General features: G+C 65.1%; 23 protein-coding genes. 11 read left to right on the top strand and 12 right to left on the bottom strand.

The features are described 5' to 3' along the window. Positions 1-4: 4 nt before the first annotated feature. Genes ABDC78_RS09180 through ABDC78_RS09160 form a run of 5 tightly spaced genes read right to left on the bottom strand, consistent with a single transcriptional unit; the run spans position 5 to position 4220 of the window. Positions 5-979 carry a biotin-dependent carboxyltransferase family protein gene (locus tag ABDC78_RS09180; protein ID WP_178357533.1) on the bottom strand — a complete coding sequence of 325 codons (975 nt, stop codon included), beginning with the start codon at positions 977-979 and terminating at the stop codon, positions 5-7. Then, the gene (locus tag ABDC78_RS09175) at positions 963-1868 is read right to left on the bottom strand and encodes a carboxyltransferase domain-containing protein (RefSeq protein ID WP_178357532.1); all 906 of its coding nucleotides are present in this window, start codon (positions 1866-1868) and stop codon (positions 963-965) included. The genes ABDC78_RS09180 and ABDC78_RS09175 overlap by 17 nt, the downstream gene beginning before the upstream one ends. After that, positions 1865-3223, bottom strand: a complete 1359-nt coding sequence (locus ABDC78_RS09170; RefSeq protein ID WP_178357531.1) for an acetyl-CoA carboxylase biotin carboxylase subunit — start codon at positions 3221-3223, stop codon at positions 1865-1867. The genes ABDC78_RS09175 and ABDC78_RS09170 overlap by 4 nt, the downstream gene beginning before the upstream one ends. Then, the gene (locus ABDC78_RS09165; protein ID WP_256735894.1) at positions 3224-3469 is read right to left on the bottom strand and encodes an acetyl-CoA carboxylase; all 246 of its coding nucleotides are present in this window, start codon (positions 3467-3469) and stop codon (positions 3224-3226) included. After that, positions 3456-4220 carry a 5-oxoprolinase subunit PxpA gene (locus ABDC78_RS09160; protein WP_178357529.1) on the bottom strand — a complete coding sequence of 255 codons (765 nt, stop codon included), beginning with the start codon at positions 4218-4220 and terminating at the stop codon, positions 3456-3458. Before ABDC78_RS09160 ends, ABDC78_RS09165 begins: the two co-directional genes overlap by 14 nt. Positions 4221-4396: 176 nt before the next feature. Between ABDC78_RS09160 and ABDC78_RS09155 the strand changes: the two genes are divergently transcribed. Next, positions 4397-5902, top strand: a complete 1506-nt coding sequence (locus ABDC78_RS09155; protein ID WP_178357528.1) for a PucR family transcriptional regulator — start codon at positions 4397-4399, stop codon at positions 5900-5902. On the opposite strand, the gene ABDC78_RS09150 is transcribed toward ABDC78_RS09155, so the two are convergent. Both ABDC78_RS09150 and ABDC78_RS09145 read right to left on the bottom strand, forming a co-directional pair. Further along, positions 5897-6916, bottom strand: coding sequence for a glycosyltransferase family 4 protein (locus ABDC78_RS09150; RefSeq protein ID WP_347133405.1), 1020 nt, complete (start codon positions 6914-6916; stop codon positions 5897-5899). The two genes, ABDC78_RS09155 and ABDC78_RS09150, sit on opposite strands and share 6 nt — an antisense overlap. A gap of 51 nt (positions 6917-6967) precedes the next feature. Continuing rightward, positions 6968-8407: a DUF2252 domain-containing protein gene (locus ABDC78_RS09145; protein ID WP_178357527.1), complete on the bottom strand. Its 1440-nt coding sequence runs from the start codon at positions 8405-8407 to the stop codon at positions 6968-6970. 119 nt (positions 8408-8526) lie between these two features. Here ABDC78_RS09145 and ABDC78_RS09140 point away from each other — a divergent pair, with 119 nt between their 5' ends. Continuing rightward, positions 8527-9432, top strand: coding sequence for an NYN domain-containing protein (locus ABDC78_RS09140; protein ID WP_178357526.1), 906 nt, complete (start codon positions 8527-8529; stop codon positions 9430-9432). A 20-nt stretch (positions 9433-9452) separates the two neighbouring features. Here ABDC78_RS09140 and ABDC78_RS09135 read toward each other — a convergent pair whose 3' ends face one another. Further along, positions 9453-10181, bottom strand: coding sequence for a peptidase (locus ABDC78_RS09135; RefSeq protein ID WP_347133404.1), 729 nt, complete (start codon positions 10179-10181; stop codon positions 9453-9455). 116 nt (positions 10182-10297) lie between these two features. Between ABDC78_RS09135 and ABDC78_RS09130 the strand changes: the two genes are divergently transcribed. Then, a complete protein-coding gene (locus ABDC78_RS09130) occupies positions 10298-10843 on the top strand; it encodes a nuclear transport factor 2 family protein (RefSeq protein ID WP_178357525.1) in 546 nt (181 codons plus the stop codon). Here the strand turns inward: ABDC78_RS09130 and ABDC78_RS09125 are convergent, their stop codons facing one another. Further along, positions 10844-11956, bottom strand: a complete 1113-nt coding sequence (locus ABDC78_RS09125; protein ID WP_178357524.1) for a DUF1214 domain-containing protein — start codon at positions 11954-11956, stop codon at positions 10844-10846. It lies immediately after the preceding gene. Next, positions 11953-12528: a TetR/AcrR family transcriptional regulator gene (locus ABDC78_RS09120; protein WP_178357523.1), complete on the bottom strand. Its 576-nt coding sequence runs from the start codon at positions 12526-12528 to the stop codon at positions 11953-11955. The genes ABDC78_RS09125 and ABDC78_RS09120 overlap by 4 nt, the downstream gene beginning before the upstream one ends. Before the next feature lie 28 nt (positions 12529-12556). Between ABDC78_RS09120 and ABDC78_RS09115 the strand changes: the two genes are divergently transcribed. After that, the gene (locus tag ABDC78_RS09115) at positions 12557-13804 is read left to right on the top strand and encodes a sulfotransferase (protein ID WP_347133403.1); all 1248 of its coding nucleotides are present in this window, start codon (positions 12557-12559) and stop codon (positions 13802-13804) included. An 11-nt stretch (positions 13805-13815) separates the two neighbouring features. On the opposite strand, the gene treS is transcribed toward ABDC78_RS09115, so the two are convergent. After that, positions 13816-16062 (bottom strand): maltose alpha-D-glucosyltransferase, encoded by a 2247-nt coding sequence (gene treS, locus ABDC78_RS09110; protein WP_178357522.1) that lies wholly within the window; start codon positions 16060-16062, stop codon positions 13816-13818. Positions 16063-16272: 210 nt separating this feature from the next. Between treS and ABDC78_RS09105 the strand changes: the two genes are divergently transcribed. Continuing rightward, positions 16273-17433, top strand: a complete 1161-nt coding sequence (locus ABDC78_RS09105; RefSeq protein ID WP_178357521.1) for an LLM class flavin-dependent oxidoreductase — start codon at positions 16273-16275, stop codon at positions 17431-17433. A gap of 6 nt (positions 17434-17439) precedes the next feature. On the opposite strand, the gene ABDC78_RS09100 is transcribed toward ABDC78_RS09105, so the two are convergent. Then, positions 17440-18594: a PucR family transcriptional regulator gene (locus tag ABDC78_RS09100; protein ID WP_178357520.1), complete on the bottom strand. Its 1155-nt coding sequence runs from the start codon at positions 18592-18594 to the stop codon at positions 17440-17442. Between the two features lie 166 nt (positions 18595-18760). Here ABDC78_RS09100 and ABDC78_RS09095 point away from each other — a divergent pair, with 166 nt between their 5' ends. The 6 genes from ABDC78_RS09095 to ABDC78_RS09070 all read left to right on the top strand — a co-directional run bounded on the left by ABDC78_RS09095 (position 18761) and on the right by ABDC78_RS09070 (position 26033). Next, a complete protein-coding gene (locus ABDC78_RS09095) occupies positions 18761-19852 on the top strand; it encodes a ferredoxin reductase (protein WP_178357519.1) in 1092 nt (363 codons plus the stop codon). A 15-nt stretch (positions 19853-19867) separates the two neighbouring features. Beyond that, complete coding sequence (locus ABDC78_RS09090; protein ID WP_178357518.1) at positions 19868-21010, top strand: acyl-CoA desaturase; 1143 nt, start codon at positions 19868-19870, stop codon at positions 21008-21010. Between the two features lie 89 nt (positions 21011-21099). Continuing rightward, positions 21100-22155, top strand: a complete 1056-nt coding sequence (locus ABDC78_RS09085) for a hypothetical protein (protein WP_178357517.1) — start codon at positions 21100-21102, stop codon at positions 22153-22155. 9 nt (positions 22156-22164) lie between these two features. Then, entirely contained in the window at positions 22165-24822 is a 2658-nt protein-coding gene (locus ABDC78_RS09080; protein WP_178357516.1) for a TlpA disulfide reductase family protein, read from the top strand. A gap of 4 nt (positions 24823-24826) precedes the next feature. Then, positions 24827-25249 (top strand): signal peptidase II, encoded by a 423-nt coding sequence (locus tag ABDC78_RS09075; RefSeq protein WP_178357515.1) that lies wholly within the window; start codon positions 24827-24829, stop codon positions 25247-25249. A 1-nt stretch (position 25250) separates the two neighbouring features. Next, on the top strand, positions 25251-26033 hold the full coding sequence (locus ABDC78_RS09070; RefSeq protein WP_178357514.1) for a prolipoprotein diacylglyceryl transferase family protein: 783 nt from the start codon (positions 25251-25253) through the stop codon (positions 26031-26033). Positions 26034-26109: the final 76 nt, after the last annotated feature.

Here is a 26109-nt window from a genome sequence, read left to right as displayed (position 1 = left end):
GTCATCAGGAGGTGAGTGCGTCGTGAATCCTGCTGCGCCGCTGGGCGCGATCAGCGCGTGCCGCCACGGCGTCATCGATGCTCACCGCTTCGAAAACCGCGGTAGATCCAGGCGCAAGCTGGGCGACAGCATCCATATCGGCACTGATGACTGTCGCCACCATCGCGTACCCACCTGCCGATACCGCGTCCCGGTGCAGGACGATGGGCTGACTGCCGCCAGGAATCTGGATGGAGCCCATCGCGTATCCCGCGTCGACGATGTTCGACGGATTCGATCCCGCGCCGAACGGTTGAGCACGATCTGCGAATTCGAACTTGTGGTCGCCACTGAAGCGTAGGCCGGTTCGGTCTGCGACAGGGGTGAGCTTCCACTGGGTGGTCGTCAACATCTCGACGGACTCGGCAGTGAGCAGATGATCGTAGAGCCCGAGAACCACCCGGGCGGTCAGCGCGCGCGAGAAGTCCGGCCGCAACTCGTCGGCAAGGGCGCGACCCGCGGAATCGGTGGTGCGGGCTCCGATCGGCACCGTATCCCCGGCAGCCAGCGCCCTGCCCTCGTGGCCACCGATCTTCCCCAGCGAATACGTACTTCGACTCCCGAGGACCCGAGGAACGTCCACGCCTCCGCTGAAGGCGAGATACGACCGAGTCCCTGCCGCTGCGAATCCACAGGCGACCGTGTCGCCCTCGGCCAGCTCGACAGCAGTCCACTGCGGAACGACATCCCCGTTGACGGAGACCTCCATCGTGGCTCCGGTCGCCGCCATCGTGGTCGCTTCCGTGACGGTGAACTTCGGTGCCGTGTAGACCGACTCGATGGTCGCGAGAGCGGGGTCGTTGCCGACCAGGAGATTGGCGATCTCGTGCGACAGGGTGTCCATCGCACCGCCGACCGGGATTCCGACATTGTAGTAGCCGGGCCGGCCCAGATCCTGGACGGTCGATTGCAAGCCGGGTTCGTCAATCAACAGTGCCATCAAGGGCCTCCATCATTGCAGCGTTGTACTTCTCAGGATCGGCGGTCCACCCGGCAAGATCGAACTCGACTTCCGTTCGCTTGTAACGGAATGAGCCGTCCTCGCACTGCCGGCGGATGCTGTGGTATTCGTCCTCGCCGATGGGCTTGAACTTGACGATGTCGCCGGACCGGAAGAGCACCATCGAGTCCTGAAAGTCAGCCAGTGGCGAGTTCGGAGCGAAGACCGGTGCGGCAGCGATGCCGAACATCTGATAACCACCTGCCCCCTGAACCGAATAGATCACGCTGAAGCAACCGCCGTGCCCCACGGTCAGCGCGGGAGTATCCGTTCGCGGACTTAGGTACTTGGGTACTTCGAGCTGAGTCGCGCGGGGCGTCATCTGGTACATGAAGGGCAGTGCTGCAACAAATCCCACGGCGGTCACCATCCAGGGGGTCCCATGATGGCGGGCGATGAACTCCTGCGCGCCGGAAAGGTCGTTGATCTCCGCGGCGAAGTCGAGATCGGTTTTGTCCGGAGTCTGATGATTGTCACGGAACCGCTGCCCGACCTCGGAGGTGAACGGGTCGTCGTACCAGACCGGGATCTCGAACACCCGGGCCGTCGAGGTCTGCGACGACGTGCTCCGAACCGCGATCTCGAGATCGCGGATCTTGTCCTGGAGTGCCTGCGGCGGTGTGACGTCGGGGTCGTAACGCACCAGCAGTGAGGCGTTGGTGGGGCAGATATCGGTGATACCGGGGATGTCGGCTGACTCCACTGCTGCAGCCAGGGTTCCGACGAGGAAGTAACCTTCCAGGCTCATGGCCTCGTCGATCTCGACGAACAGGAACTCGTCACCACCCCAGGAGTAGCGGGCCTTGTCGCGAAGCACAGTGTGTGTCATGAGATTCCTTGCAGAAGTTGGTCTGCGGCACTTTCGAGGAACTTCGTGTGATGAGTGGCTTCCCGCACCGAGGAATGCGCGAGTACCGACCCGAGATAGGCCGTCGTGGTCTCGACACCCTCGAGCCGCAGTTCGGACAGTGCGCGTCTAGCACGGGCGAGTGCCGAATCGCGATCGGAGTGCCACACCACCACCTTGGCCACGAGAGAGTCGTAGTACGGCGAGACCGTCGATCCACTGACGACGCCGCTGTCGATGCGGACGCCCGGGCCGCCCGGCCACCGGATGTCGGTGATGCTCCCGGGACTCGGCATGAAACCCTGCGACGGGCTTTCGGCGTTTATCCGGATCTCGATGGCGTGCCCGTCGCGGGTGATATCGCTCTGCTGGTAGCCGAGTTTCTCGCCGGCAGCGATCCGGAGTTGTTCACGGACCAGATCGATACCGGTGATCATTTCGGTCACAGGATGTTCGACCTGAAGTCGGGTGTTCATCTCGATGAAGCAGACCTCTCGGCGATCTGCGTCGTAGAGGAACTCCACGGTGCCCGCGCCACGGTACTGGCATTCGCGGGCCAGCCGTACGGCCGCATCGAGCATCTGCTCGCGCAGTTCCCCCGGCAGGTTCGGGGCGGGTGTCTCTTCGAGGACTTTCTGATTGCGTCGCTGCAGCGAGCAATCACGATCGAAGAGATGGACCACATCTTTTCCGTCACCGAGGATCTGGACTTCGACGTGGCGGGCTTTGTCGATGAAGCGCTCGAGATAAACGGCCGAGTCACCGAACGCCGCACCGGCCTCGGCCACCGCAAGCTGTAGCTCGCCCTCCAACTCGTCGGCGCTCGCGACGAGCCGGATGCCCCGGCCGCCGCCGCCCGCGGATGCTTTGATCAGCAGTGGATACCCGATGCTGTCCGCCACGGCTCTCACATCGCCGTCGGGCATCAGCGCGCCGTCGCTGCCGGCGAGCACCGGAACACCGGCGTCTTTGGCGGCTTGCCGGGCTTTCGCCTTGTTTCCCATGAGCGCGATCGACTCCGGACTGGGTCCCACCCAGGTGGCTCCGGTCGCGATGACGCTCTTGGCGAATTCGGCGTCCTCAGAGAGAAATCCGTAGCCGGGGTGCACAGCATCGGCTCCGGAACTGCGGACCGCCTCTGTCAGGGCGCTCGAGTTGAGGTAACTCTGACCGGCCTGCGCGGGTCCGATGACGGTGACGAGATCGGACAGCTGCGCGGCGTAACTCTCACGATCTGCCTCGCTGGCAGCCAGGACGGTTTCGAGTCCCATCTCCTGAGCTGTTCGGATGATCCGGACAGCGATCTCGCCGCGATTGGCTACGAGTAGTCGTTTCATCTAGTCCTCCGTAAGCACTGCGATCACCGTGCCCGGAGTGACCTCGGCGAGGTCGTCGACCTCGAATCGGTCGATCTTCCCGGCAGCGGTGCTCTTCACTTCGCTGAACTGCTTCATGATCTCGACGAGCCCGATCGCCTGACCTACATCTACGTGGTCACCTTCGGACACGTAGGGCGGCTTTCCCGGCCCGGGACTGCGGTAGAAGACTCCGGGTAGCGGAGTGGAGATCTCATGGGTGGCCAAAGGCTTGCCTTTCTGTGTTCTGCGGCTGACTGTTTTCCAGCGCCGCGACAACTGCTTTCGCGACATCGACACAGTTCGGTGTGTCGGAATGGACACAGACACTTGAGAATTCGACCGGAAGCGTCGAACCGTCGGTGGCGGTGATCGTGCCCGTGCTGAGGGCGGATTCGACGCGAGCCGCAGCCTTGGCGGGATCGGTTGCCTGCGGCCGCCGCTGGATCACCAGCTTTCCCTCAGCGTCATAGTCCAAGTCGACATACAACTCGGAGACGAACTCTGCTCCGGCTGTGTGGGCGCTGGTCTGATGAGCGGTTCCCGCCATTCCGAAGATCTGGACCTCGAGTCGCGCTGCAAGCTCCGCCACCGGCTGCATCAGCTCCTCGTCGCGCGAGAGCATCCCATAGAACGCACCGTGCGGTTTGATGTGGTTCAGGCGTGCACCCGTGTACGCAATGAACGCCGAGAGCGCACCGACCTGATACAGCGTCAGGTCGCGCACCTCATCGACGGTCAGGGCCATCTGGCGTCGGCCGAATCCGGTGAGATCCGGCAGACCGGGATGAGCGCCCAAGGCCACCCCGGCACGTGCGGCGTTGGCGACTGTGGACGACATCACCGACGGGTCACCGGAGTGGAATCCGCACGCGATGTTGGCGACTCCGATGAGGTCCAACAACTCGTCGTCGTGACCGAAGGTCAGTAGACCGAAGGACTCTCCCAGATCGGAATTGATGGTGATAGGAGATTGCATACCCAAAACGCTATGGCGATGCGTGCTCCAGAACTACCGGACTTCTGCACTAAAAGAAGATTAAAAGTATCGTGCATATGCACGAATGCCTGCAATTCGTGAAGAAGCGACACAACCGCGCAACCTCGCGGAAACACCGCTTTCAGCAGCGCGTTCGTCGACAAGGGAGGGTCGGCATGCAGTTGGACGCTCTGATGGCGAACGAGTATCTGGGGCTGCGACTGAAAACTGCGACCCAGACCACTCGGATGCGAAGACCCGTCTCGACCGTCGCTCCCACCGAGTTGATCGAACCGACGGCGTTCCTGCAGGGCAACGAGTTGGTGACTCTCGCCGGTATCGCGATGAACTTCCAGGACAGCCGGACCTGGGACGCCTACGTCGAGAGGCTTGCCCAGGTGCCGGTCGCCGGCATCGTCTTCAATTCCGGGATAGCGCACGCCGCGGTTCCCGAAGGCCTCATCGATGCGGGTAACAGATTCGACGTGCCGGTGATGGAGGTTTCCCCGCCGGTCAACCTTCTCCAGGTCCACCGTCTGGTGAACGACACACTGCAATCGGAGAACAACGCGATTCTGCGGACGTCGTTGCAATTGGCCGACGCCTGTGCCGAGTTGGAGGCACGGGGTACGACGGTGCTGGAACTGCTCGAGCAGATCAGGTCCGTGGTCGGCGGCGAGGTCGGGCTGATCGACTCCCAGGGAACGATGGTGGCCAGCCGACCCTCGTCAATGGTGTGGCACGTGGCCAACCCGCGAGCCGCAGAACCCTTTGACGATGTCACCGAGCATCTCCGTCACCTGAACCCGGTACGTGGCCGGGGACAGTTCTCGATTGCGGTGAGGTCACCGAACAGTGCGGCGGCACTTGACGCGCTGCTGGGGCCTGTGGGATCGATCGTGAGTCTGCATCTGAACTCGACTGCCGAACAGTACGGTGAGGAGAACGATCGGATGCGGGCTCTCGTCGAGCAGTTGCGACAACCGCACGGCGACACTCTGCGCTACACCAACAAGCTCATGCGTACCGCCGGCTTCGATCCCCGTAAACCCACCGTACTGGTGACCGTGCGTACCGGTACCGACGCGCATGACTCGTGGCGAATGCGCCTCCAGTTCGCGGATATTTTTCCAGCACTGGGGATTTCAGAGTCCGGCGGGTTCCTCTTTGTGATAGGTCAGGATTTTGATCAGGCCAGCGTTCCCAGGGCGGTTGTTCACCTTCTGACCGAGATTGCGCCACGCCGTCCCGCGATCGTGACCGAACCGCTGCACGGCCTGGGCAGTGTTCGAGCTGCGATGCTGGCCTCACCTCAGCAGCTCGACCGGGTCACCGGACCGACGGTCGCGCGCCGATTCGATCTGCCCTCGGTGCTCGCCACGGCACTGACCTCCGATGGCATCGAGCAGGCACTGCAATTTCTGCGCCCACTGGACACCTATGACCGGGAGAACGATTCCGAGCTCATGGGCACACTCAGGTCGTACCTGGCCGCCGACGCAAGTCCCACCAGAACTGCCGCGGCGCTCTTCATTCACCGAAATTCGCTGTCGTACAGGCTGAACCGAATCGGCGAGCTTCTCGGAGTGTCCTTACACACCCTTGCGGGAAAGACCACCTCCACCGTAGCGCTCGCCGTCTGGGACATGCACAGCGCGGAAGACTCCGCTGCCCGTTCATAGCCGCCCACCCTCAAACCGATCGCCGATGATGTCGCGATAGACGTTGATGTAGTTGTCGACCATGGTGGCCACGGCAAAGTGGTCGGCGGCGTACTTGGCGATGCCGTCGCGGTCGAGTTCGCCTGCGGCGGCGACCGCCGCCACCGCGGAGTCGACGTCGTCGACCAGATGCCCGGTCACACCGTCGATGATCAACTCCCCCATCGACCCTCGCGCATTGGCGACCACCGGGCTGCCACAGGCCAGAGCCTCCACAACGCTGTAACCGAAGGGCTCGTCGAAGTCGATCAGGTGCAGCAGCGCGTGCGCACCCCCGAGCACCTCGGCACGCGCGGCCGCGTCGACGGGGCCGAGATAGCGCACCCGCTCTCCGTCGACATGGGGTGCGACCTCGTCGCGAAAGTACTCGTCGTCCTGGATGATGCCGGCGATGTCGAGGCGGCGGCCGCATCGTCGAGCGACCTCGATCGCGTGCGCAGTGCCCTTGTCGGGGTGGATGCGCCCGAAGAACAACAGATGCTCACCGGGATCCGGATGGACGCCGAACTGTGCGACATCGATGCCGTGGTGGACGGTGGCGGCGTAGTGCAGCTTCGGGTGTCGATCGGAGTCGCTGATCGACACGTAGCCGGTGGTGCGGTCGTAGCGCTCGTAGACGGGAACGATCCGCTCCGAGGAGAACCCGTGGATGGTGGTGACCAACGGCGTCTCGACAAGCCCGCTGTAGGTCAACGGCAGGAAGTCGAATCCGTTGTGGATGATGTCGAAGTCGACGGCCCGTTCGAACACCGACGCGATGTGCAGGCACTCGGCGACCTTGGCGTCGATCGTGTTGTCCTCCGACCACCCCGTCGCCGCGGTCGCGTGCAGTTCGGCCGAGGTGATCGAGTCGGCGGTGGCGAACAGCGTGACGCGGTGGCCTGCCGCCACCAGCCCTTCGGTGAGCAGCGAGGCGAACTGCTCCCACGGCCCGTAGTGCCGCGGCGGAGTCCGCCACGCGACGGGCGCCAGCACGGCGACTCGGATCGGGTCACTGGCCGCGCCTTGGATGGGAATGCGCTCACGCTACACCCCGCGTTCGACCGGTAATCTCCCCTTGTCGACGGCCGCCACCAGCGCCGCGTGGTCGGCTTCGGTCTGGTCGGCGTAGCGGCGCGCGAACACACACAGCGCGTCGTCCACCCGTTCTGAGCGGCCCATGTAGCCGGCGATCATCGAGGCGCCACTGGTCCGTGCATGACCTTTGGCGAGAAGCTGCCCGACGACACCGGTGTAGTCGATGAGTGCCTTGGGGTCCATCGCATCCAGCGGGATGGTGCCCTTCATGTTGCGGAACTGACGCACGTAGAACTGCAGGCCGTTGACCGTGGTCCAACCCAACAGCGGGTCGCTGACCGTCTGCAGGGCCTGCTGGTACTCGACCACGCGCTGGCCCTGATGTGCGTGCCACGCCGACTCACCGTGGACGTAACGCGCGAGCACCGAACGGCGGGCCTGCTTGAGTTGCAGGAAGACGACGTCCTCCGGGGAAGATCCCTCCAGCAGCGCCACATACGCGCGCAGACCGACGCTGCCGACGCCGACCACCTTGTGGGCGACGTCGAGCAGGGTGTAGCCGCCGAGAACCCGGCGCCAGTGGGTGGACAGGGTGGGCAGATAGTTGTCGAGGGCCTCGGCCAGAGCGTCCGCTTCGCGCGACGGCAGCCGGGTGATCAACGGTGACTCTTCGACGATCCGGCGGACGCCGTCGACCTCACGGGTGAAGCGGGGCAGCGCGCGGTCACTGGTGCGGTTGCGTGCCCGCCGCGCCGACCGCCGCACCTCGTCGGCGAGCGGACCGGCGGTCTCGCCGGCCAGTCGGTCGACCTCCAACCGGGTGAAGGAGCGTGAGAACAACGGCTCGTCGGCCAGTCGGCGCAGTTCCTGGTGGTAGGCCGCGACACAGGAGCGCACCGCCGAGCCACAGTCGTCCTCGGAGGCGCCGTTGTGGCGTCCCGCCACCCAGATGCTGGCCACCAACCGGCGCAGATCCCACTCCCACCCACCCGGGTGCGCTTCGTCGAAATCGTTGAGATCGATCACCAGATCGCGCTCAGGTGACGCGTAGAAACCGAAGTTGCCCAGATGGGAATCGCCGCAGACCACAGGCGTGATGCCGGTCGACGGAAGGCGGGCGACATCGTCGGCCATCACCACGGCGGTGCCGCGCAGAAATCCGTACGGAGAAGCCACCATCCGGCCCACCCGGATCGGAATCAGGCGGTCCAGTCGACCCTGGTGATTGACCTCGATGAGATGTACCGGATCCGGCCGGTCCGGGGGCGCCGTCCATTCGGCCAGCGTCCGCCGAGGCACCCGTTTGCGAAGGCTCTTTCCGAGCGCGTACCGCTCCGCGCGGGTCACGGGTCGCTGTCGCAGTGAGTGATAGGCGCCGCTGTCGATCTCGGCAAGCACGGTATGCCTTGCCGGCTGGGAACCCTCCACCGCGCTGCTCACTGCGAACACCCCTCCCTCGTGGCTGAATTGCCGGTCCCATGGTGCGCCGGTGGGGCGGTGGCGTGGGGCGACTTCACCGAATCGAGGCTGATCTGTGCGCCCCGGAGCCCATCGACCACACTGAGGTGATGACGGAACTCGGCGCCACTCGTGTTGCGGTGTACCTCGACTTCGACAACATAGTGATCTCGCGGTACGACCAGGTGAACGGTCGCAACTCCTTCCAGCGCGACAAGGCCAAGGGCCTGGACGAGGATCCCGGCCGGCTCAGCCGCGCCACGGTCGATGTCGGGGCGATCATCGACTTCGCCTCGTCGTTCGGCACCCTGGTGCTCACTCGCGCCTACGCCGACTGGTCCGCGGAGATCAACGCCGGATACCGCGGCCAACTCGTGGGACGTGCCGTCGATCTCGTCCAACTGTTCCCTGCCGCGGCCTACGGCAAGAACGGCGCGGACATCCGTCTTGCCGTGGATGCGGTCGAGGACATGTTCCGACTGCCCGACCTCACCCACGTGGTGATCGTCGCCGGCGACTCCGACTACATCGCGCTGGCGCAGCGGTGCAAACGGCTCGGACGGTATGTGGTGGGCATCGGGGTAGCGGGCTCGTCGAGTCGCATGCTCGCGGCCGCGTGCGACGAGTTCGTCACCTACGACACACTGCCCGGGATCCCGGTGTTCGAGCCTGCCGAGGTCGCCGAGGAGAAGCCCGCACCCAAGCGGCGGTCCGGACGGTCCAAGTCCGCCGCGGCCGACCAGCAACTGCAGAACGACGAGCCCGACCCGCCGGACCAACAGGCCGCGGCCACCGGGCTGTTGACCCGGGCGCTGCGCATCGGCCTGGAGAAAGACGACGCAGACTGGCTGCACAACTCCGCGGTGAAAGCACAGATGAAGCGCATGGATCCGTCGTTCAGCGAAAAGTCTTTGGGATTCAAGTCCTTCAGCGACTTCCTGCGCTCGAGGTCCGATGTCGTCGAGCTCGACGAGAGCTCGACCACACGGATGGTGCGGTTACGGGACAAGCCCTGAATCGCCGCGGTGACTCCTGCTCACCAGTGCAGCTCGGGCAGTTGGCGGAACACCTGACGGGTGCCTTCGCCCCAGGCCTGGCCCAGAGCACTGACATAGGGGTCCCCGTCATGGAATCGGCGACGCCACTTCACCTCGAGGCTGTCGCGTTCATAACAGATCAGGTCGATCGGCATCCCTACCGACAGGTTGCTGCGCATCGTCGAATCAAATGACACCAGTACACACTTCGTGGCGTCGCTGAGGGAGGTGTCGGAGGAGACGACCCGATCGAGGATGGGCTTTCCGTACTTGGTTTCGCCGGACTGCAGGAAGAGCGTGTCCGGCCCGGCCTCGATGAAATTGCCTTCGGCATAGATCCGGAACAACCGCATCGGCTCGCCCGCGAGCTGGCCGCCGACGATGAACGAGGCGTTGAACCCGCCTTTGGTCCGGCGCAGGTATTCGGCGTCGCGTTGCTCGGTCTCCCGCATCGCATCCGAGATCAACCTCACGACGTCGAACATCGTCCGGGCGCCCAGCACATTGCTCTCCGCGGCACCGTCGGCACAGCGCTGGGTCAACAGGCTGACGATCGCCTGGGTGCCGGCCAGGTTTCCCGAACTCAGCAGGACGATGACGCGGTCTCCGGGGCGCTCGAAGACCGTCATCTTGCAGAATTTGGCGAAGTTGTCGACGCCGGCGTTGGTCCGGGAATCCGACGCGAAGATGATGCCTTCGTCGAGCATCACGCCGATGCAGTAGGTCACGTGACGCGTCTGCGATTCATCAGAGATTCCCGTTCATGAGACGCGCGATTCTCGCGTGCGACAGACCCGTAGCCTACGCCGCTGCTCGCGGCGTCACGCGGCTAGGCTGAGGTGCGATGGCCCCATCAGAATCACTGCTGCAGGAAATGCTCGACGAATTCGAGTTGCGCAGGCTCGTCCACAGCTATTGCCGCGCCGTCGATCGTGGCGACATCGCCGCGCTTCGTGATCTCTACCACGACGACGCACGGGACGACCACGGAGCATTCTCAGCGGGGTCCGCCGCTGAGTTCCTCGACCAGCTTGCCGCAGCGCGGCCCTACCTCCGGTCCATGCAGCACCACATCACCACGGTGAACTTCGCGATCAGCGCGGACCACGCCGAAGGCGAGATCTACACCATCTCGAACCACACATTCGCCGCGGGAGGTCACGACGTCGATGTCGTCGTGGGCGGCCGCTACCTCGACAAGTACGAGAAACGCACCGGTACATGGAAGTTCAGCGACCGCAGGATCGTCACCGACTGGGCGCATGTCCGTGATCCGTCCACCGTCGACATGAGCCACCCGATCACCAAAGACACCCCGAAGGGCAGCCCCGGCGCCGACGATCCGTCGCACGGGTTCTTCTCGCTGTTGACCGGCGTTACCCGCTCCTGATCAGGACACTGAGGTTGGTGCTTGCGACAGCGTCACCAGTTCGGCTTGTGGCCGGGCGGGAACCTGCTCGGCGTGGAACCAGCGAAAAGCGAGGTTGCCACGCGGATAGTCCACCGTGGACACCGAATTCGGATGCCCGGTCCTGCCTTTGGAGATGACGATGGTCACCGAACCGTCGCTGTTGGGAACCGCGGTGCGTGCGTTGACCGAGACCCGGGCGTCGGTCACGATGTGTCCGCCCATGAACTGGTTCCACACCACCATGTTCCAGAACCTGCAGACAGGTGGGTGATAAGTGACCACGAGTGCCTCGTCGTCCTCGAGGACGAAGCTTCCGTAGGAGTAACAGGCATCGCGGGCCGACCATCCGAAATTGCTGTCCCCCACCTGGTACGGCTCACCGAATTCGTTTGCCACCTGGGAGGTTTCGTGACCGAGAGCGTGACCTTCGTCTACCCGGGCACCGACCGCGAGCGGGACGATCGCGAACATGGTGCGTAGCCAGGCCGCGCAGGCCCGCAGCGCCGCTGCCGTTTCGTCGTCTCCGTGCCGGATCGGGTCGGGCTCCTCGAGTGCCTCGATCTTCCAGCTCACCGGCCGGCCGACCAACGGGTCGACCTGGTAGTCGCGGGTCACCAGCACGGCCATCTGAGGTAGCGGACCGATCTCGAAGGAGAAGTCACCGTTCGCGTCGACGGCTCCTGAGCTCTCCAGATCGGTGTCGTTGACGATCTTCACCACCCGGTCCGACCAGGTCCCGGGAGCGGGCTCGTTGTAGGCGGTGACCGAGAAGTACACGCTGTCACCACGATTGCCACTGATCCGGTACCGACGTCGGTCGTCGACCGGGCACATGTGGTACCACGCGTCGGTGTTGTCGCCACCCCAGCGCCGGTCTCGACGAAACGGCGTGTTGAGTTCGACGAACTGAGGTCTGCTTGGCTCGGGGAACAGATAGGTGTCGAATGCCACCCCGAGGGTGGTGGCCAGCATCCGGTACCCGTCGGCGAGGTGGCGGTCGTCGGTGACGGCCCGGTCCCCCTCGAGGAAGCTGCGATCCAGCCCTCCGAGGGTCTCGATCAGTTCCCGCCACGCTGCGGTGGATTCGGTCATGCGCGTATTCCTCTCAGGATCAGGGTGGCGGCTCGGTCCATCCAGCCGTCGTCGAGGGCGGTCCCGCGGGCCAGCAGTGACACCAGCGCGATTCCGGTGACGGCCTCGGCCAACTCGTCGGCCGTCACCTCCGAGCGGATCTCCCCACGGTCGGCCGCACCGGCCAGGAAGTCGCCGAGGCCGCGGGTGATGATGTCGCCGAACCGTGTCAGCAGAGCGGTGTGCAGGGTCGGGTCGGCCGCCATCTCCCCGATAAGACCGGGCAGCGCCGCACGGGCGGGTGGCGCGGACAGCACGCCGGCGACGCGTCGCACCATCTCGCGGATGTCGTCGGGAAGCGATCCGGTGGAGGGGATCTCGGTCGACTCACCGATTGGGAACACCGCTTCGTGAACCAGATGGGCCTTGCTCGGCCAGCGGCGGTAGATCGCGGGCTTGCTGGTTCGGGCTCGCCGGGCTATCGCGTCGACCGACAACTCGGCGTACGGGATCTCGCCGATCAACTCGACGGTCGCGGTCAGCACCGCGTCGTCGATCAGCTGATTCCGGGGGCGTCCCAGGTCTGTTCTCATTACGTAACGCAGAGTAACATAACTCGCCGTGACCGAATCCCCAGGCGATCTGATCGTGCTCGACGACCTGTCTGCTCCGCGTTACAGCACTGAGGCACAACAGATTCGCGATCTGATGGCTCCCCTTGCGGCAGACTGCGCACTGGACTCCGACGTGTTGCATCGCCAGGCGCGCGAGGCGACCGGACTCGACGACTTCGGACCCGACGACTACCGCGAGCGCCTCGACCGCTACCTCGCGGCACTCAACGGCATCGAGGACATGCACGCTCCCGGGGTGGTGAACTTCTTCAGCCAACTCTCCCAGTGGCTGAAGAACCGGCTACTGCTCACCGATCTGCTCAGACGCCACCCCGAGATCCACGACGTCGAACTCGTTCCGCCCGTGGTGATCGCCGGTCTGCCGCGCACCGGCACCACCCATCTGCACAACCTGCTGGCCGCCGGCCCGACATTCCGCACCATGCAGTACTGGGAGAGCGTCGAACCGTTCCCACTGCCGTCGGAAGCCGGGATCGAGCCGGATCCGAGGCGGGCCCGCATGGATGTGGCACTGTCGATGATGGACCTGCTGATGCCGCATTTTCGCAGCATGCACGAGATGACCACCGATCATGTGCACGAGGAGATCCAGCTTCTCGCCAATGACTTCTCCACCATGCTGATGGAGACGCTGGCGCACGTCCCGACGTGGCGTGACCACTATCTGGAATTGGACCAGACACCTCACTACGAGTACATGGCAACACAACTCAAGGCGATGCAGTTCCTGCGCGGCGGGCGGCGCTGGCTGTTGAAGTCGCCGCAGCACCTCGAACAGTTGCCCGTGTTGAGCCGGGTTTTCCCCGGTCTGGTGGTCGTCTGCACCCACCGCGATCCCGTCCCGGTGACGCTGTCGATGGTGGCGATGGTCGCGTACTCCTCACGGATGTACAGCGCCGCCCCGCCGGTGCGCGAGATCGGGGCGTCGTGGGTGAACCGACTCGACCTGTTGCTGTCAGCGATGGTTCGCGACCGCGAGGTCATCGGCCCCGATCGATCGATGGACGTCCGGTTCGACGACTACATGGCCGACCAGATCGGCGTCGCTGAAAAGGTTTACGCGTTGGCGGGCGAGTCCATGACCGACGACGACCGGATCGCCATCGACGGCTATCTCGCCGAGCACAAGCGCAACCGGTTCGGCAGGGTGCAGACCTCCTGCGACATGTTCGGCATCGACGAACACGACCTCCGGGAGAGGTTCGCGTCTTACACGCAACGATTCCTCAACTGAGCGAACAGTTTTCAGGAATCAGCGACCGGATCCCCGGGCTCCTCGACCTCAGTCTCCACCAGCAGGGACATGCCGTGCAGCGGCGTCAACTCGACGGCAAAACTGTGCAGGTCGTCAACGGTGGCCAGTTCGGTGCCGGTGAACATGTCCGACACCCGTGCGCCAGGGGGCAGATGGTCTGACCGGACTGTGCCCGCACTGGGCTCGTTGGCGAAGTTCAGCACGGTCAACTGCAACCGTCCCTCCCCTTCGAGCTCATGGACGAGGACCAGCATGCCCCGGTGGGACACCTCGGGGATGTCGAGCTGGCGGCTGGTCGCGATCCCGTAGTGGGATCTGACCTTCAGGATCGCTTGCAACTGTCGGACGAAGCTGGTGTCGTCGGCGAGCTGCTCGGGGATCGAACCGTAGAGGCTCCGGCCGCGCGGCATACCGGCACTGGACTGCTGGGCCTGCGGGTTGGTACCCATCAGGTCGTGCGCGGCCCGGTTGATCCAACGGGTGTCACCGCCGGAGATTAGTTCGGACACCTTGCCCGTGGGAAGCGTCAGCATCCCGCACAGATCCCAGCCGGACAGCGCGAACACCCCTGGCTGCAGGGCGTTGAACATCGCCAGCAGCAGATGCGCGCGCCGGATCAGGTCGATGTCGTCAATGGTGTCGAGGTCACGGACGCCCAGCGCCGCAGCGACGACCGTCGCCGTCGTGCAGGCGATGCCGTTGGTGGTGAAGACCCGGTTGTAGGGCGCGTTCGCCCCGGTCAACTGGTCCGTGAGTTCGCCGCGAACCGAGGCGGCGATCTGCTCACCGGTGAGCTCCGCGCCCTTGTAGCTGTAGATGTCGTCGCGGTGACCGTTCTCCCAGTGGAGCAACTCGTAGGTCAGTTCGTCGTGGTTCTGCAGGGCGTGCACCAGCGACGCCGGGTCGACACCCAACTCGAGCGTGGTGCGCAGCGTCAACCGGAGGAACTCGGTGTCGGCGGTGGCGAGCGCGTGATGGTAGGCGGGACGATTGACGAAGTCATACGAGAGGTCCGCGCCCGCCTCACCGATCTGACGGATGTCGTCGATGGTGAGATTCAGTTCCTGGAACGTGAAGCCGCCCACTTTGCGCACCATGCTCGCGATGAGGTGGTTGGCGGCCTCCGAGAGAGGATGGCCCTCGGACCACGCGGTGCTGCCCTCGGATGCGGCTTTCTCGACCCCCAGGAAACCGTTGGCGTCCAGCCGCAGCGCCCCGGTGCCGAGATCGGCCAACGAGTGCAGGGCGTCGCCGATGACCATCCGCATCCCGGCGAACGAAGGATCCAGCCAGTTGATCGACGGCTGACCGTCCTTGAAGTAGTGCAGATACACCCACCGCCGCGCGACCCCGTCGATGCCGGTGACGGCTCGGGTGACACTCCAGTTCGTCTCCTTGACGCCCTCGGCGTAGAAGATGACCCGCTGCAGGCGCCCGATGATGTAGCCCGCCTTGTCCAGCCACTCCTCGGTCGCCGCGTCGATGTTCACCGAGTCCGTGCTGCCGGGCACCTCGGGCAGTTCGTGCCAGTCACGCGGGTCGATCTCGACCATGTGATAAATGCCCGGGTAGTCGGCATACTTCATCTCGGCGAGCCGGAAGTCGGCGCCCTTACCCGTGTGACCGGGCACGATGTCGTCGATGATGGTTCCGCCGTACCAGGTTGCGGTGGAACACATCTGGCGGAACTCCTCTTCGGTTCCGAACGCCGGGTCGATCTGGGTGCTGATCCGGTCGAAGTGTCCGTCCACGCTCGGCGTGTGCTGCCAGCCCGAGATCCCGCCGGCCCGCTTCACCGGACCGGTGTGGACCGCCTCGATGCCGATCTCGGCGAAGGCCTGCCACATGTCCTCGTTGGCCATGGCCTTGAGAAACGATTCGTCCGGCCGGGTGATCAGCGACAACGGGTAGGCCGTGAACCACACCGACGCGGTGTCCACCGCGGCGCGCGGGTTCGGTGTGGCGAACGGGTTCTGCCACATCGATCCCTGACCGGAGAACTGCTGGCTGATCTCGTTGGCGTCGGCGAGCATCGATTGGGCGCGCAGCCACTCCACGTAGGCGGGATTGTTGCCGTTGGCGGGCCCGTCCTGCGTGATGGACCGGCGGGCGAACGGCGCTTTGACCCGCGGCCGGTACCGCAGCGTCCGCGGACGCGCGGGATGAAGGTGTTCGGCGAACGTCGGCTCGACCGGGTCGGGAGCCTCCTCGTCACCGAAGTCCTCCAACTCCGACATGGGCCTCTCCTTCTCAGTTCTTGCAGTGCGCACGCAGCAGCCGCAACGCGATCATGGCCGTATTGCCACCTGACCGCATACGGAAACGCCGTCGGCCTTCAGGATCGATCACCCCCAAAGTAGAGGAACTCGGTGGGAAAACCCTCCCGGCGGATTCCACGCTCCCCGAAAGACGGCCAAGAACTGCTCGCTTGCGGACACAATGTGCGAATGCGCTTCGGAAACTTCATGGCTCCCTTTCATCCGGTCGGGCAGAACCCGACCCTCGCCATCGAGCGGGACCTCGACCTGATCGTGATGATGGACCGCCTCGGATTCGCCGAGGCGTGGATCGGCGAGCACCACTCCGCCGGGTTCGAGATCATCGCCTCCCCCGAGGTCGTCATCGCCGTCGCCGCCGAACGCACCAAGCACATCAAGCTGGGGACGGGCGTCAGCTCACTGCCGTATCACAACCCGTTGATGCTCGCCGATCGGATGGTCCTGCTCGACCACCTCACCCGCGGCCGCGCCATGCTGGGCTGCGGCCCGGGCCAGCTCACCTCGGACGCCCACATGCTCGGCATTCCGGCCGATCAGCAACGACCCCGGATGGAGCAGAGCCTCGACGCGATCATGCGGCTGCTGCGCGGCGAGACCGTCACCATGCACACCGACGGGTTCACCCTGCAGGACGCCCGATTGCAGCTGAAGCCGTACAGCGATCCGTGCTTCGACGTCGCGGTGGCGGCATCGTTCTCCCCTACGGGTCCGCGGGGGGCCGGGAGACACGGCGTCGGCATGCTGTCGATCGCCGCCACCGCCAAGCAGGGCATGGACCTGCTCGCCCAGCACTGGGCGACCTGGGAGGAGGTCGCGCTCGAGCACGGCCACGTCGCCGACCGCTCGAAGTGGCGGCTGGTCGGCCCGATGCACCTCGCCGATACCCGCGAGCAGGCCGAGCGCGACGTCGAGTATGGAATCGCGGAATTCTCAAGGTATTTCACCCACATCCTGCCCGCGGGCCCGGTTCAGGGTGACACCGCGGCCGAGATCATCGCCAACAACCGGGAGTCCGGCTTCGCGGTGATCGGCACGCCCGAGGACGCGGTGGCCAAGATCTCCGAGCTCGTCGAGGCCAGCAACGGCGGGTTCGGGGCCTTCCTGCTGTTCGACCACGACTGGGCGCCGCCGGCGGCGAAACTCCACAGCTACGAGTTGTTCGCGCAGTACGTGATGCCGCACTTCACCGGCCAGCTTGCGCCGCCGACCGCGTCACGCGACTGGGTGACCGGGCACGGAACCGAGTTCGTCGACCGTGCTGCGCACGCGATCGGCAAGGCCATCGACGACCACGCCGCGGAGCAGGACGCCAAGAAGGTCCCGCAATAGCCGGGTTCAATCCGTCGCGCCGTCGGTCGACTGCACCTTCGCGTTCGGGACCGACAGCGCGACGGTGAGCTCCATCACCGTCTTCGGGTCGTTGAGCCGGTCGCCGAACAGCTCCCGCAGCTGGGTCATCCGGTAGCGCACCGTCTGCGGGTGGACGAACAGGTCCGCAGCGACCAACTCGCGCTGGCCTCGGTGCAGCAGCCACGACCTCAGGGTCTCGGCCAACCGTTCGGCGGTGTTGGGCCGCAGACCGGACAACGGCGCCAACGCGTGCCGGCGCAGATCGTCGGCAGCTTCCCGATCGGCGGTCAGGACGAGTTCGACCAGGTGATCGTCGGTGTCGATGACCTCGACAGTGGCATCGCCGGCCACCGTCAGCTCCCGTGCCCGCAGGGCTCGTTGATACGACGACCGGACCAGCATCCACGGCCGAGCCGGTCCCACCAATGCTCGTCGGCCCTGCAGGGCCGAACGCAACTGAGCGCGATGCCGGTCGTCCAGATCCGGCACGAGCAACACCGCCAACGACTCCGACGGGCTGATCCCCGGCAGGTCTTCGTTGAGCTGCAGCGTGGATGCGCCGAATCGAGCGGCCAAGCCGCGGGTTTGCGACACCGCGAGCACCACCGCGGTCAGGGTGGCCGGAGAGTGCCAATCGGCTTTGTCCGCGCTGTCGTGCAAGACCTCGGCGGGCTCACCGTCGAGCAGCTGCCTGGCCAACCGTTCGAGATAGCGTTCGCGCACCCGCCCGGTGGTGGCCAACTGATCGGCGTGGCCGGCGACGCTGGACGCCGACAGTTCGTCGATGAACGCGAAGACCAACTCTGCGAACCGGGCCACGGTGTCCGCCGGCACGCCGGCGCCGACGGCCGTCGACGACAGCTCGCGCCAGGCCACCCGAGCGCCGACGCGGTACGCCGAGAGCAGCGCATCCATGGACCGGCCCTGACGCGCCTCGCCGCGTCCCAGTTCGTAGGCGCCGTCCAGTGCCGGACTCAGCGTCGCCGTGGCATCGGAGTCCTGCGCGCGGACCGCCAGCCGCAGAAAGCCGCCGAGCGCCATCTGCACCGCGTTCTCGATGTTGGCACCCATGCGACCGCTGAAAGCTCCGGCGTAACTGGGCACCTCTCCGGTCACCGCGGCCACGGTGCGTTCCGCCATGCTCGGCAACACCGCCAGCAACGCCGACGCGACGTCCTCGGATAGGTCGAGTCCGGTGAAGCGGAGCTCCGGTTCTGAAATAACTGTCTCCTCCGAACAAATTCGTGCGACTTCTTCACGCCTAGAGTCCAAGAGTTTATACCTCTCTCTCAGTCACAGTGGAGTCATGACCACAACAGCACCCCGCACGACCTCGCTCGGTGTGCTGCGGGCGCGCGTGATGAAGCTCGCGGAGCGGGTGACCACCCCCTTGGTGCCCGCTGATTACCTCGACGTCATCGATCCGCTGCGCTCCGGCGCCGATCTCCGTGGCCGCATCGTCGCGCTCCACCCCGAGACCCGCGATGCCGTCACCGTGGTGATCAAGCCCGGCCGCGGTTGGCGCGGTCACACCCCCGGCCAGTACGTGCGGATCGGGATCGACGTCGACGGAGTCCGCCAGTGGCGGGCCTACTCGCTGACCTCGCAGACCTCCAGGCCCGACGACTGCATCACCATCACCGTGAAGGCGATCCCGGGCGGCACCGTGAGCAACCATCTGGTCGGTCGCGCCACCGTCGGCACTGTCATCCAACTGGACCAGCCCGCAGGCGAATTCACCCTCGAAGGGCACGAGCCGGCAAAGATCCTCTTCGTCACCGCGGGCAGCGGTGTCACCCCGGTGATGGGGATGCTCCGCAACATGACCGATCAGCACCGCGACGTCACAGTCGTGCACTCCGCACCCACCGCGGGTGACGTGATCTTCGGCGAAGAACTCCGGACGATGGCGCGCCGAGGCCGGATCCGACTGGTGGAGAGGCATACCGACACCGACGGGGTGCTCGACATGGAGACCCTCGCCGACCTCGTCGACGACTTCGCCACCCGCCAGACGTGGGCCTGCGGACCCGCCGGGATGCTCGACGCCCTCGAAGCCCGCTGGGACGCTGCCGGAATCGCCGACCAACTGCACACCGAGCGCTTTCGCCCGACGATGATCACCGCGGGCGACGTCGGCGCCGTGACCTTCGCGAAGTCCGGAACCACCGTAGATGCGGAAGCATCCCAGACCCTGCTCGACACCGGCGAGGCCGCAGGCGTGCTGATGCCCTCGGGTTGCCGAATGGGCATCTGCTTCGGCTGCGTCGCTCCGCTGCGCCAGGGCGCGGTACGTGACCTCCGCACCGGCGACATCACCACCGCCTCGCCGGGCGACAACGTCCAGATCCAAACCTGCGTCTCCGCCGCCGCGGGCACCTGCGAAATCGAGCTGTAGTCAAGGAGATTCGACATGACTGTTTCCACCCTCGAGCCGACAACCGAAACCAGAACCGGCCCGGCCGCCCACCTCACCGACGACGACATCACGAACATCGGCCTCGAACTGGACGCCATCCGTGAGCAGATCATCTCCGAACGCGGCGAACGCGACGCCGCCTACATCCGCAAGGTCATCGACGGCCAGCGCAAGCTCGAACTGAGCAGCCGTGCCGTGCTGCTGTTCTCGCTGTTCCCGCCCGCCTGGATCGTCGGCACCGCGGGCCTGTCGGTATCGAAGATCGTCGAGAACATGGAGATCGGCCACAACGTCATGCACGGCCAGTGGGACTGGATGCGCGACTCCAAGATCCACTCGACGACATGGGAGTGGGACAACGCCTCCCCGTCGGACATGTGGAAGCACTCGCACAACGAGGTGCACCACACCTACACGAATGTGCTCGGCAAGGATCACGACCTCGGCTACGGCATCATGCGCGTCGACGAAGACCAGAAGTGGATGCCGTTCTACCTGGCGCAGCCGCTGTGGAATGCCATCAACGCCTGCATGTTCCAGTACGGCATCGCCGCCTACGACCTCGAGATCGGCAAGTTCCTGAAGGGACGGACCGACAAAGACGAGTTCCGCCGCAATGCCAAGCAGGTCGTCGCGAAGATTCGCAAGCATGCGACCCGCGATTACCTTCTGCACCCGCTGATGTCGGGCCCGTCGGCGCTGCCCACCCTCACCGCGAACGTGACGGCCAACCTGGTCCGCAATCTGTGGACGCACTCGGTGATCATGTGCGGACACTTCCCCGAAGGTGTGCAGACGTTCGAGAAGAGCTCCATCGACGGCGAGACCCGCGGCGAGTGGTACCTGCGCCAAATGCTGGGATCGGCAAACATTTCCGGCAGTTCAGTACTGCACTTCATGACCGGCAACCTGTCGTTCCAGATCGAGCACCACCTGTTCCCCGACCTGCCCAGCAACCGCTACCAGGAGATCGCACCCAAGGTGCAGGACCTGTTCGAGCGCTACGGCCTGACCTACACCAGCGGATCGCTTCCCAACCAGGTTGCCTCGGCGTGGAAGAAGGTGTTCCGACTTTCGTTGCCCAACAACTTCAGCCTCTTCGGGCGGGGCAGGAACACCGAGACCGCCGCGGCGTAATACGCGCGCGTGGTGTGTCCGATGTCCTGATGCACTGATTCGCCGACTCCCCACGCCGACGACCACCTCGGAATATGCTGTGAAGGCTGATGACCGAATGGTTGTTTCTGGCGGTTCTTGTTCCGGCCATCGTGGTGCCGGTGGTTCTCCTCGTCGGTTTCGCCGGGTGCGATCAGGTTTTCGGGCTCGATCGCCTGGATGAGCTCCGACCAGCGCCCGTCATCGATTCGGCCACAGGGACGAGTCTGGGCACCATCACGCTCGCTTGGATGATCGACCCCACCGCCACCCGTATCGAATTCGAACGGATCGAAGTCGACCTCGTCGGACCGCCGTACACCTTCAGCGTGCCGGCCTCACCCGCCGGCCACGACGACCGTGCCGGATTGAATCCGGCGAGGACATATCAGTACACGGCCCGTGCCGTTTTCGCCGACGGTGACATGTCCTTGCCCTCTGCGCCGGTCAGCGCCACCACGCTCGGCCCGCCCGCCTTCGACGCCAAGGGGGTCGGCGCCCCCGTTTCGGGCACCGCCTCCGCGAGCGCCACCTGGTCGCACACGGCATCCGACGATTCGAGTGCCGTCGTGGTGGGCTTGCAGTGGGCGCACCGCGGCGGCTTCCTCCCGCCGAGTGGGACGCCGACGCGCACGGCGACCTTCGGCGGAACACCCATGACCTCGCTCGGCGCTGTCGGCCTCAACAATGTGCCGCTCACCTCGATAAACGGCACCTTCGTCTTTCACGAACTCTTCGGTCTGCTCAATCCCCCGACAGGGCCGCAGACGGTGTCGCTGTCGGTCGGACGGCCCGGCGCCGCGGAGATCAATGTGCAGGCATGCTCCCTCTCCTACACCGCGGTGTCCGCATTCGGTTCCGTATCAACAGATTTCGGCACCGAAGCGGGCACCTCGCTGTCGCAGGATGTCATTGCGGCCGTGAACGAGGTGGTCGTTCAGATGTTCACCACGGACTCGGGGCCGATCACCGGATACAGCCAGACCCTACGTGTGGACGGGGTGGCCGATGACTTCGCCTTCGTGACAGGAGATGCGCCGGGAGCCGCGTCGGTTCCGTTCACCGCGACCCGAGTCGGCGGTGTCGACTACGCCGGCCTGGCCGTGCGACTCACGCCGATCTCGTAGCGATCAGCCATGTCCAACCCTCTCACCGGCGACTACACCGCAGTGGTGCAGATTGCCATGCGACAGCTCAACGGCCTCCTGGGCACCCTGCACCAGAACGGTGGCCACGACGCCGCGTTGAAGCTCCTCCACAGCGCGACCACCCGTATCGGCGACCCTCCCCGCAGACACCCGGAGGTCGGTGCATTCGGCGATTGGGTGGTCGCCTACCAGAAGGCCGCTCCCGGCCATGGAATGGCGGACGTTCGCTCTCTGGTGACCGCCACCGCACCCCCTGGTGCGTCGACGATGTTCACAGACGCCTTCGCAGGCTTCGATCAGGACTGGGAGATCGAGCTTCCCCCGGATGTGGTCCGCGGCAGAGCCAAGCTCCAGGTGTCCGCCATCACCGTCACGGTGCCGCCCGGCTCGTCGACCGCGGTCGTCATTCACGCGGACGTGCGGGCGCAGTACTACCCGGATCCGGGTACCACCGAGTTACCTCCCGCCGTGCACGGCGAGCTGCGCGCCACGTTCGATGTCCGTCAGACACCCCATGGGACCGGACGCCGGCTCATCATCCAGCCCTCGGCCCAGGACGCCGAAATCGACTTCATCCCTGCTTCCGGAAGCGGGTTGACGGCGGCTGCCGCGAGCCGAGTCGCCGCCGAGGTCCGCAAGTTCCTGCGCGAAAGCGTGTCCCTGCTCCCGGTGGACTTGCCCGACGACTTCGTATTCACCGAGTTCAAGGGACTCGGATCCGTCCCGCACCAGGTCGTCGCCCTACCCCTACAACTGGCAGGTGCTGCCGCGCCTGCCAACGGCCTTCACAGTCTCACTCAATCCTTCATCGGTTCAAGCGGATTCGGCTTCGCGGTCAGTGAGGAACACGTCCGTACCCTCGTCGACATCGACGCGATCCGCCAGGCGATCACCGACCGACCACCGATCAAGTTCACCATCAGCAGCATTTTTGGTGGCTCAGCCTCTGTGGAGTACCGCCTGCACTTCAGTTCCGGGCCGTCGTTGACGTTCCGAAACGGCGTGATCGAGATCGCGGGCCGTGTTGCGGCGGTGACGGACACGGTGTGGGCACCGAACGGGTTCGTCGGCTTCACACAGCGAGTCGTTCTGGTGCTGAACCCGACCACTCAGGCCATCACTCTCCAACGCGCGGGAGAACCGGACGTGGACAAGTCGTGGTTCATCCCGCATAGCAGGGCAGCCAACATCGTCAGGGTCGAGATCGACAATGGGCTGGACGCGAACGGTGACGCGGTCCGCAGAGTTTTCGACGACGCACGAGGCACGCTCAACAAGGGAGTGCGCACGTTCGACGCCGGCGCGACAGCGTCGTTCACGGCCATCAACATCACCGTCGACGGGGTGGTCGTCCGAGGAGACATCCGCAGCCTCGCCCGCCTCGCACCGGTCGTCGAGATCGGTGAGACGCACGGGGGCGCCGCGTTCACAGCCTTGCAAAGCTGGATTCCCGCCGGCGGCATCGATCGGTTCGTCTGGACCTGGGTGGAGCACTCTGAGACGAGCAGCATCTGGTCAGGCGTCGAAAGAACGTTGGTCGACGAACATCGCTTCATCCTTCCCAAGCCCGCGGGACTCACCAGCGTCAGCCAAGTCTGCCTGCGCATCGAAGGGACCCAGATCACCCCGACCGGGCAGCAGGTCAGCATCGCGGGCGGTACCACCTGCCAGGTGCAGGAACCTGAGTTCGCGCTGGACATCCCCCCGTGGTGGGGTCCGCTCACGGTCCCGTTCTGGAGACCGGCCATCGCTGACGACAACCCGATGAGGGACGCCATCGCAGGCCACCTCAGCGTGCAGGCGAATGTCCCGGGAGACATCCGGATCCAACCGAATACGCTGGTGTACTTCGTCGATGGGCGCGGGGACCGTCCGCTTGATCCGTTGCTCGAGGCGCTGGGCCCGGTGCCCAGCAGTTCTTCGCTAGCGGTCACGGTTGTCGTACCGGCCGGAACCTTCGAGGCGACTCGGCGCGAGGTGGAAGACAGACTCGGACTGCCTCGCAGCGGAGCTCCGTGGCTGCATCTCACCGAGGACGACGAGGACGGCTGGACAAAGACATTCGGAGTATCCAACCTGCCGTCCATGTATCTGATCAATGCCAGGCGGGAGTTCGTCTGGACCCGCGAAGGCGAGCCGGATCCGACGGAAGTCGTTGCCGTACTGGACAAGTACGTGGCCCCTTCCGCACCCGCGTCCTTCCGCCCGCTTCGGCTGACGGTTTCACCGGGTGATACCGCGATCGACGCAACATTCGAAGACGGTGGGCACCACTACGCGCTGCACCGCATGCGTGGACGCCGCATCCTCCTGACCTTCTGGCAATCGTGGTCAGCGCCCTGCCTCGCGGAGCTGCAACGCCTGCAACGACTCAATCGGGAAGACCACAAGGTGCCCTTCATCGTCGGAATCCACGGTGGCGCCACGAGCGAGTCGATTGATCACGTTCGCCGTCGCCTCGGCCTGTCGTTCCCACTCGTGCAGGACCATCAGCAGCGGATGGCCCGCCGGTACGGGATACGGTGCTGGCCAACGACGATCACGATCGACGCCGATGGACGCGTGGACCACATCCAGCTCGGGGTGGCGCATGAACACGGACCACCGAATGACGACAGGGCATCGGCAGTCGGCGTGAGTAGCTGACACCATGCAACTGGTCCTGATCACACTCGTCGTTCTGATGATCGATCAGGGTGTGAAGCTTCTGGTTCGTCACAGCCGATTCGACAGCGTCCGGTTGGGGCCGTTCGGAAGTCTTCGCCAGGTGCCGGGACGCTTGTGGTTGCACCGGTTGACTGTGCATCAACCGAAAGCGCTGTGGCTCTGGGCTGTTTGCGCCTGTGTGCTGGTGGTTGCCGGCACGGCGATACCGTCGTTGCTTGTGTTCGTCGGCGTGCTGCTCGGCGGCTCGCTCAGCAACATGGTCGAGAGCTCACTGCGTGGTTCGGTCACCGACTATGTGTGCCTTCGGTTCTGGCCCGCATTCAACCTCGCCGACGTCGCGCTCGCGGTCGGCGCGTTCGGGATCGGCATCGAACTGCTGCGGGCAATCGGTGAGGTGCGGGGATGACATGAATGCGCCGGCGATCAGCCCTGCTCAGGTCGGCTTTCCGCGGTTCTTCACCATCGCCGGGCGCCGCGTCAACTCCTACAAAGCCTTTCTGGCCGTAGGTATCTGCATCGGCACACTCGCGACAGCCGCGATGGCAGGCACGTCCGGACTGTCTCCGCTGCGCGTCGGGTTGGCGGCGATGGTTTGCGCGCTCGCCGGGCTGATCGGCGCACGGGTCTACCACCTGCTCATCCACCTGCCCGGGTACCTCAGAGCGAACTCACCGCAGGCATGGTGGCTCACCACAGAAGGAGGCATGAGCGTCTTCGGCGCCCTACTGACCTTTGTGCCCGCGTCCTATGTGGCCGCAGCCGCGGTGGACATCCCGGCGGCAATACTGTGGGATCAGATGGCGATCGGCGTGCTCGCGGGCGGCTTCTGGATCCGGCTGGGATGTGTGTTCAACGGCTGCTGCGCCGGACGCCAAACGGACACAGCGTTCGGCATCCACCTGCACGACACCCGGGGGGTGCGCAAGCGGCGCGTTCCGGTGCAGTTTCTCGAAATGGCATCGTGGGCCGTCGGCCTCGTGGTCTTCCTCGGCCTGTGGCCCGACACTTCTCCACCAGGAACCTGCGCATTGGCCGTCCTCGCGTGGTACGGCGTGGTCCGCTTCCTGCTCGAACCGCTTCGCGAACGGCCGGACGTGATCTGTGGTCGCATCCGGATCAACCAGGTGGTGGCCGCGGTGATCGCGATGGGCGCCGGCGGTGCGCTGCTCGTCCTGGTGCGGGGCGGCTGACGTGATGTGCAAAGGCCACCCCCGTCGGTTGGTACGCGGTCTAATTGGTCGCCGACTGCCTGCTCCGCCGAACCCA

This window comes from Mycobacterium sp. DL, from assembly GCF_039729195.1.
Lineage (GTDB): Bacteria > Actinomycetota > Actinomycetes > Mycobacteriales > Mycobacteriaceae > Mycobacterium > Mycobacterium hippocampi_A.
This window is presented reverse-complemented; position numbering and strand designations above follow the sequence as displayed.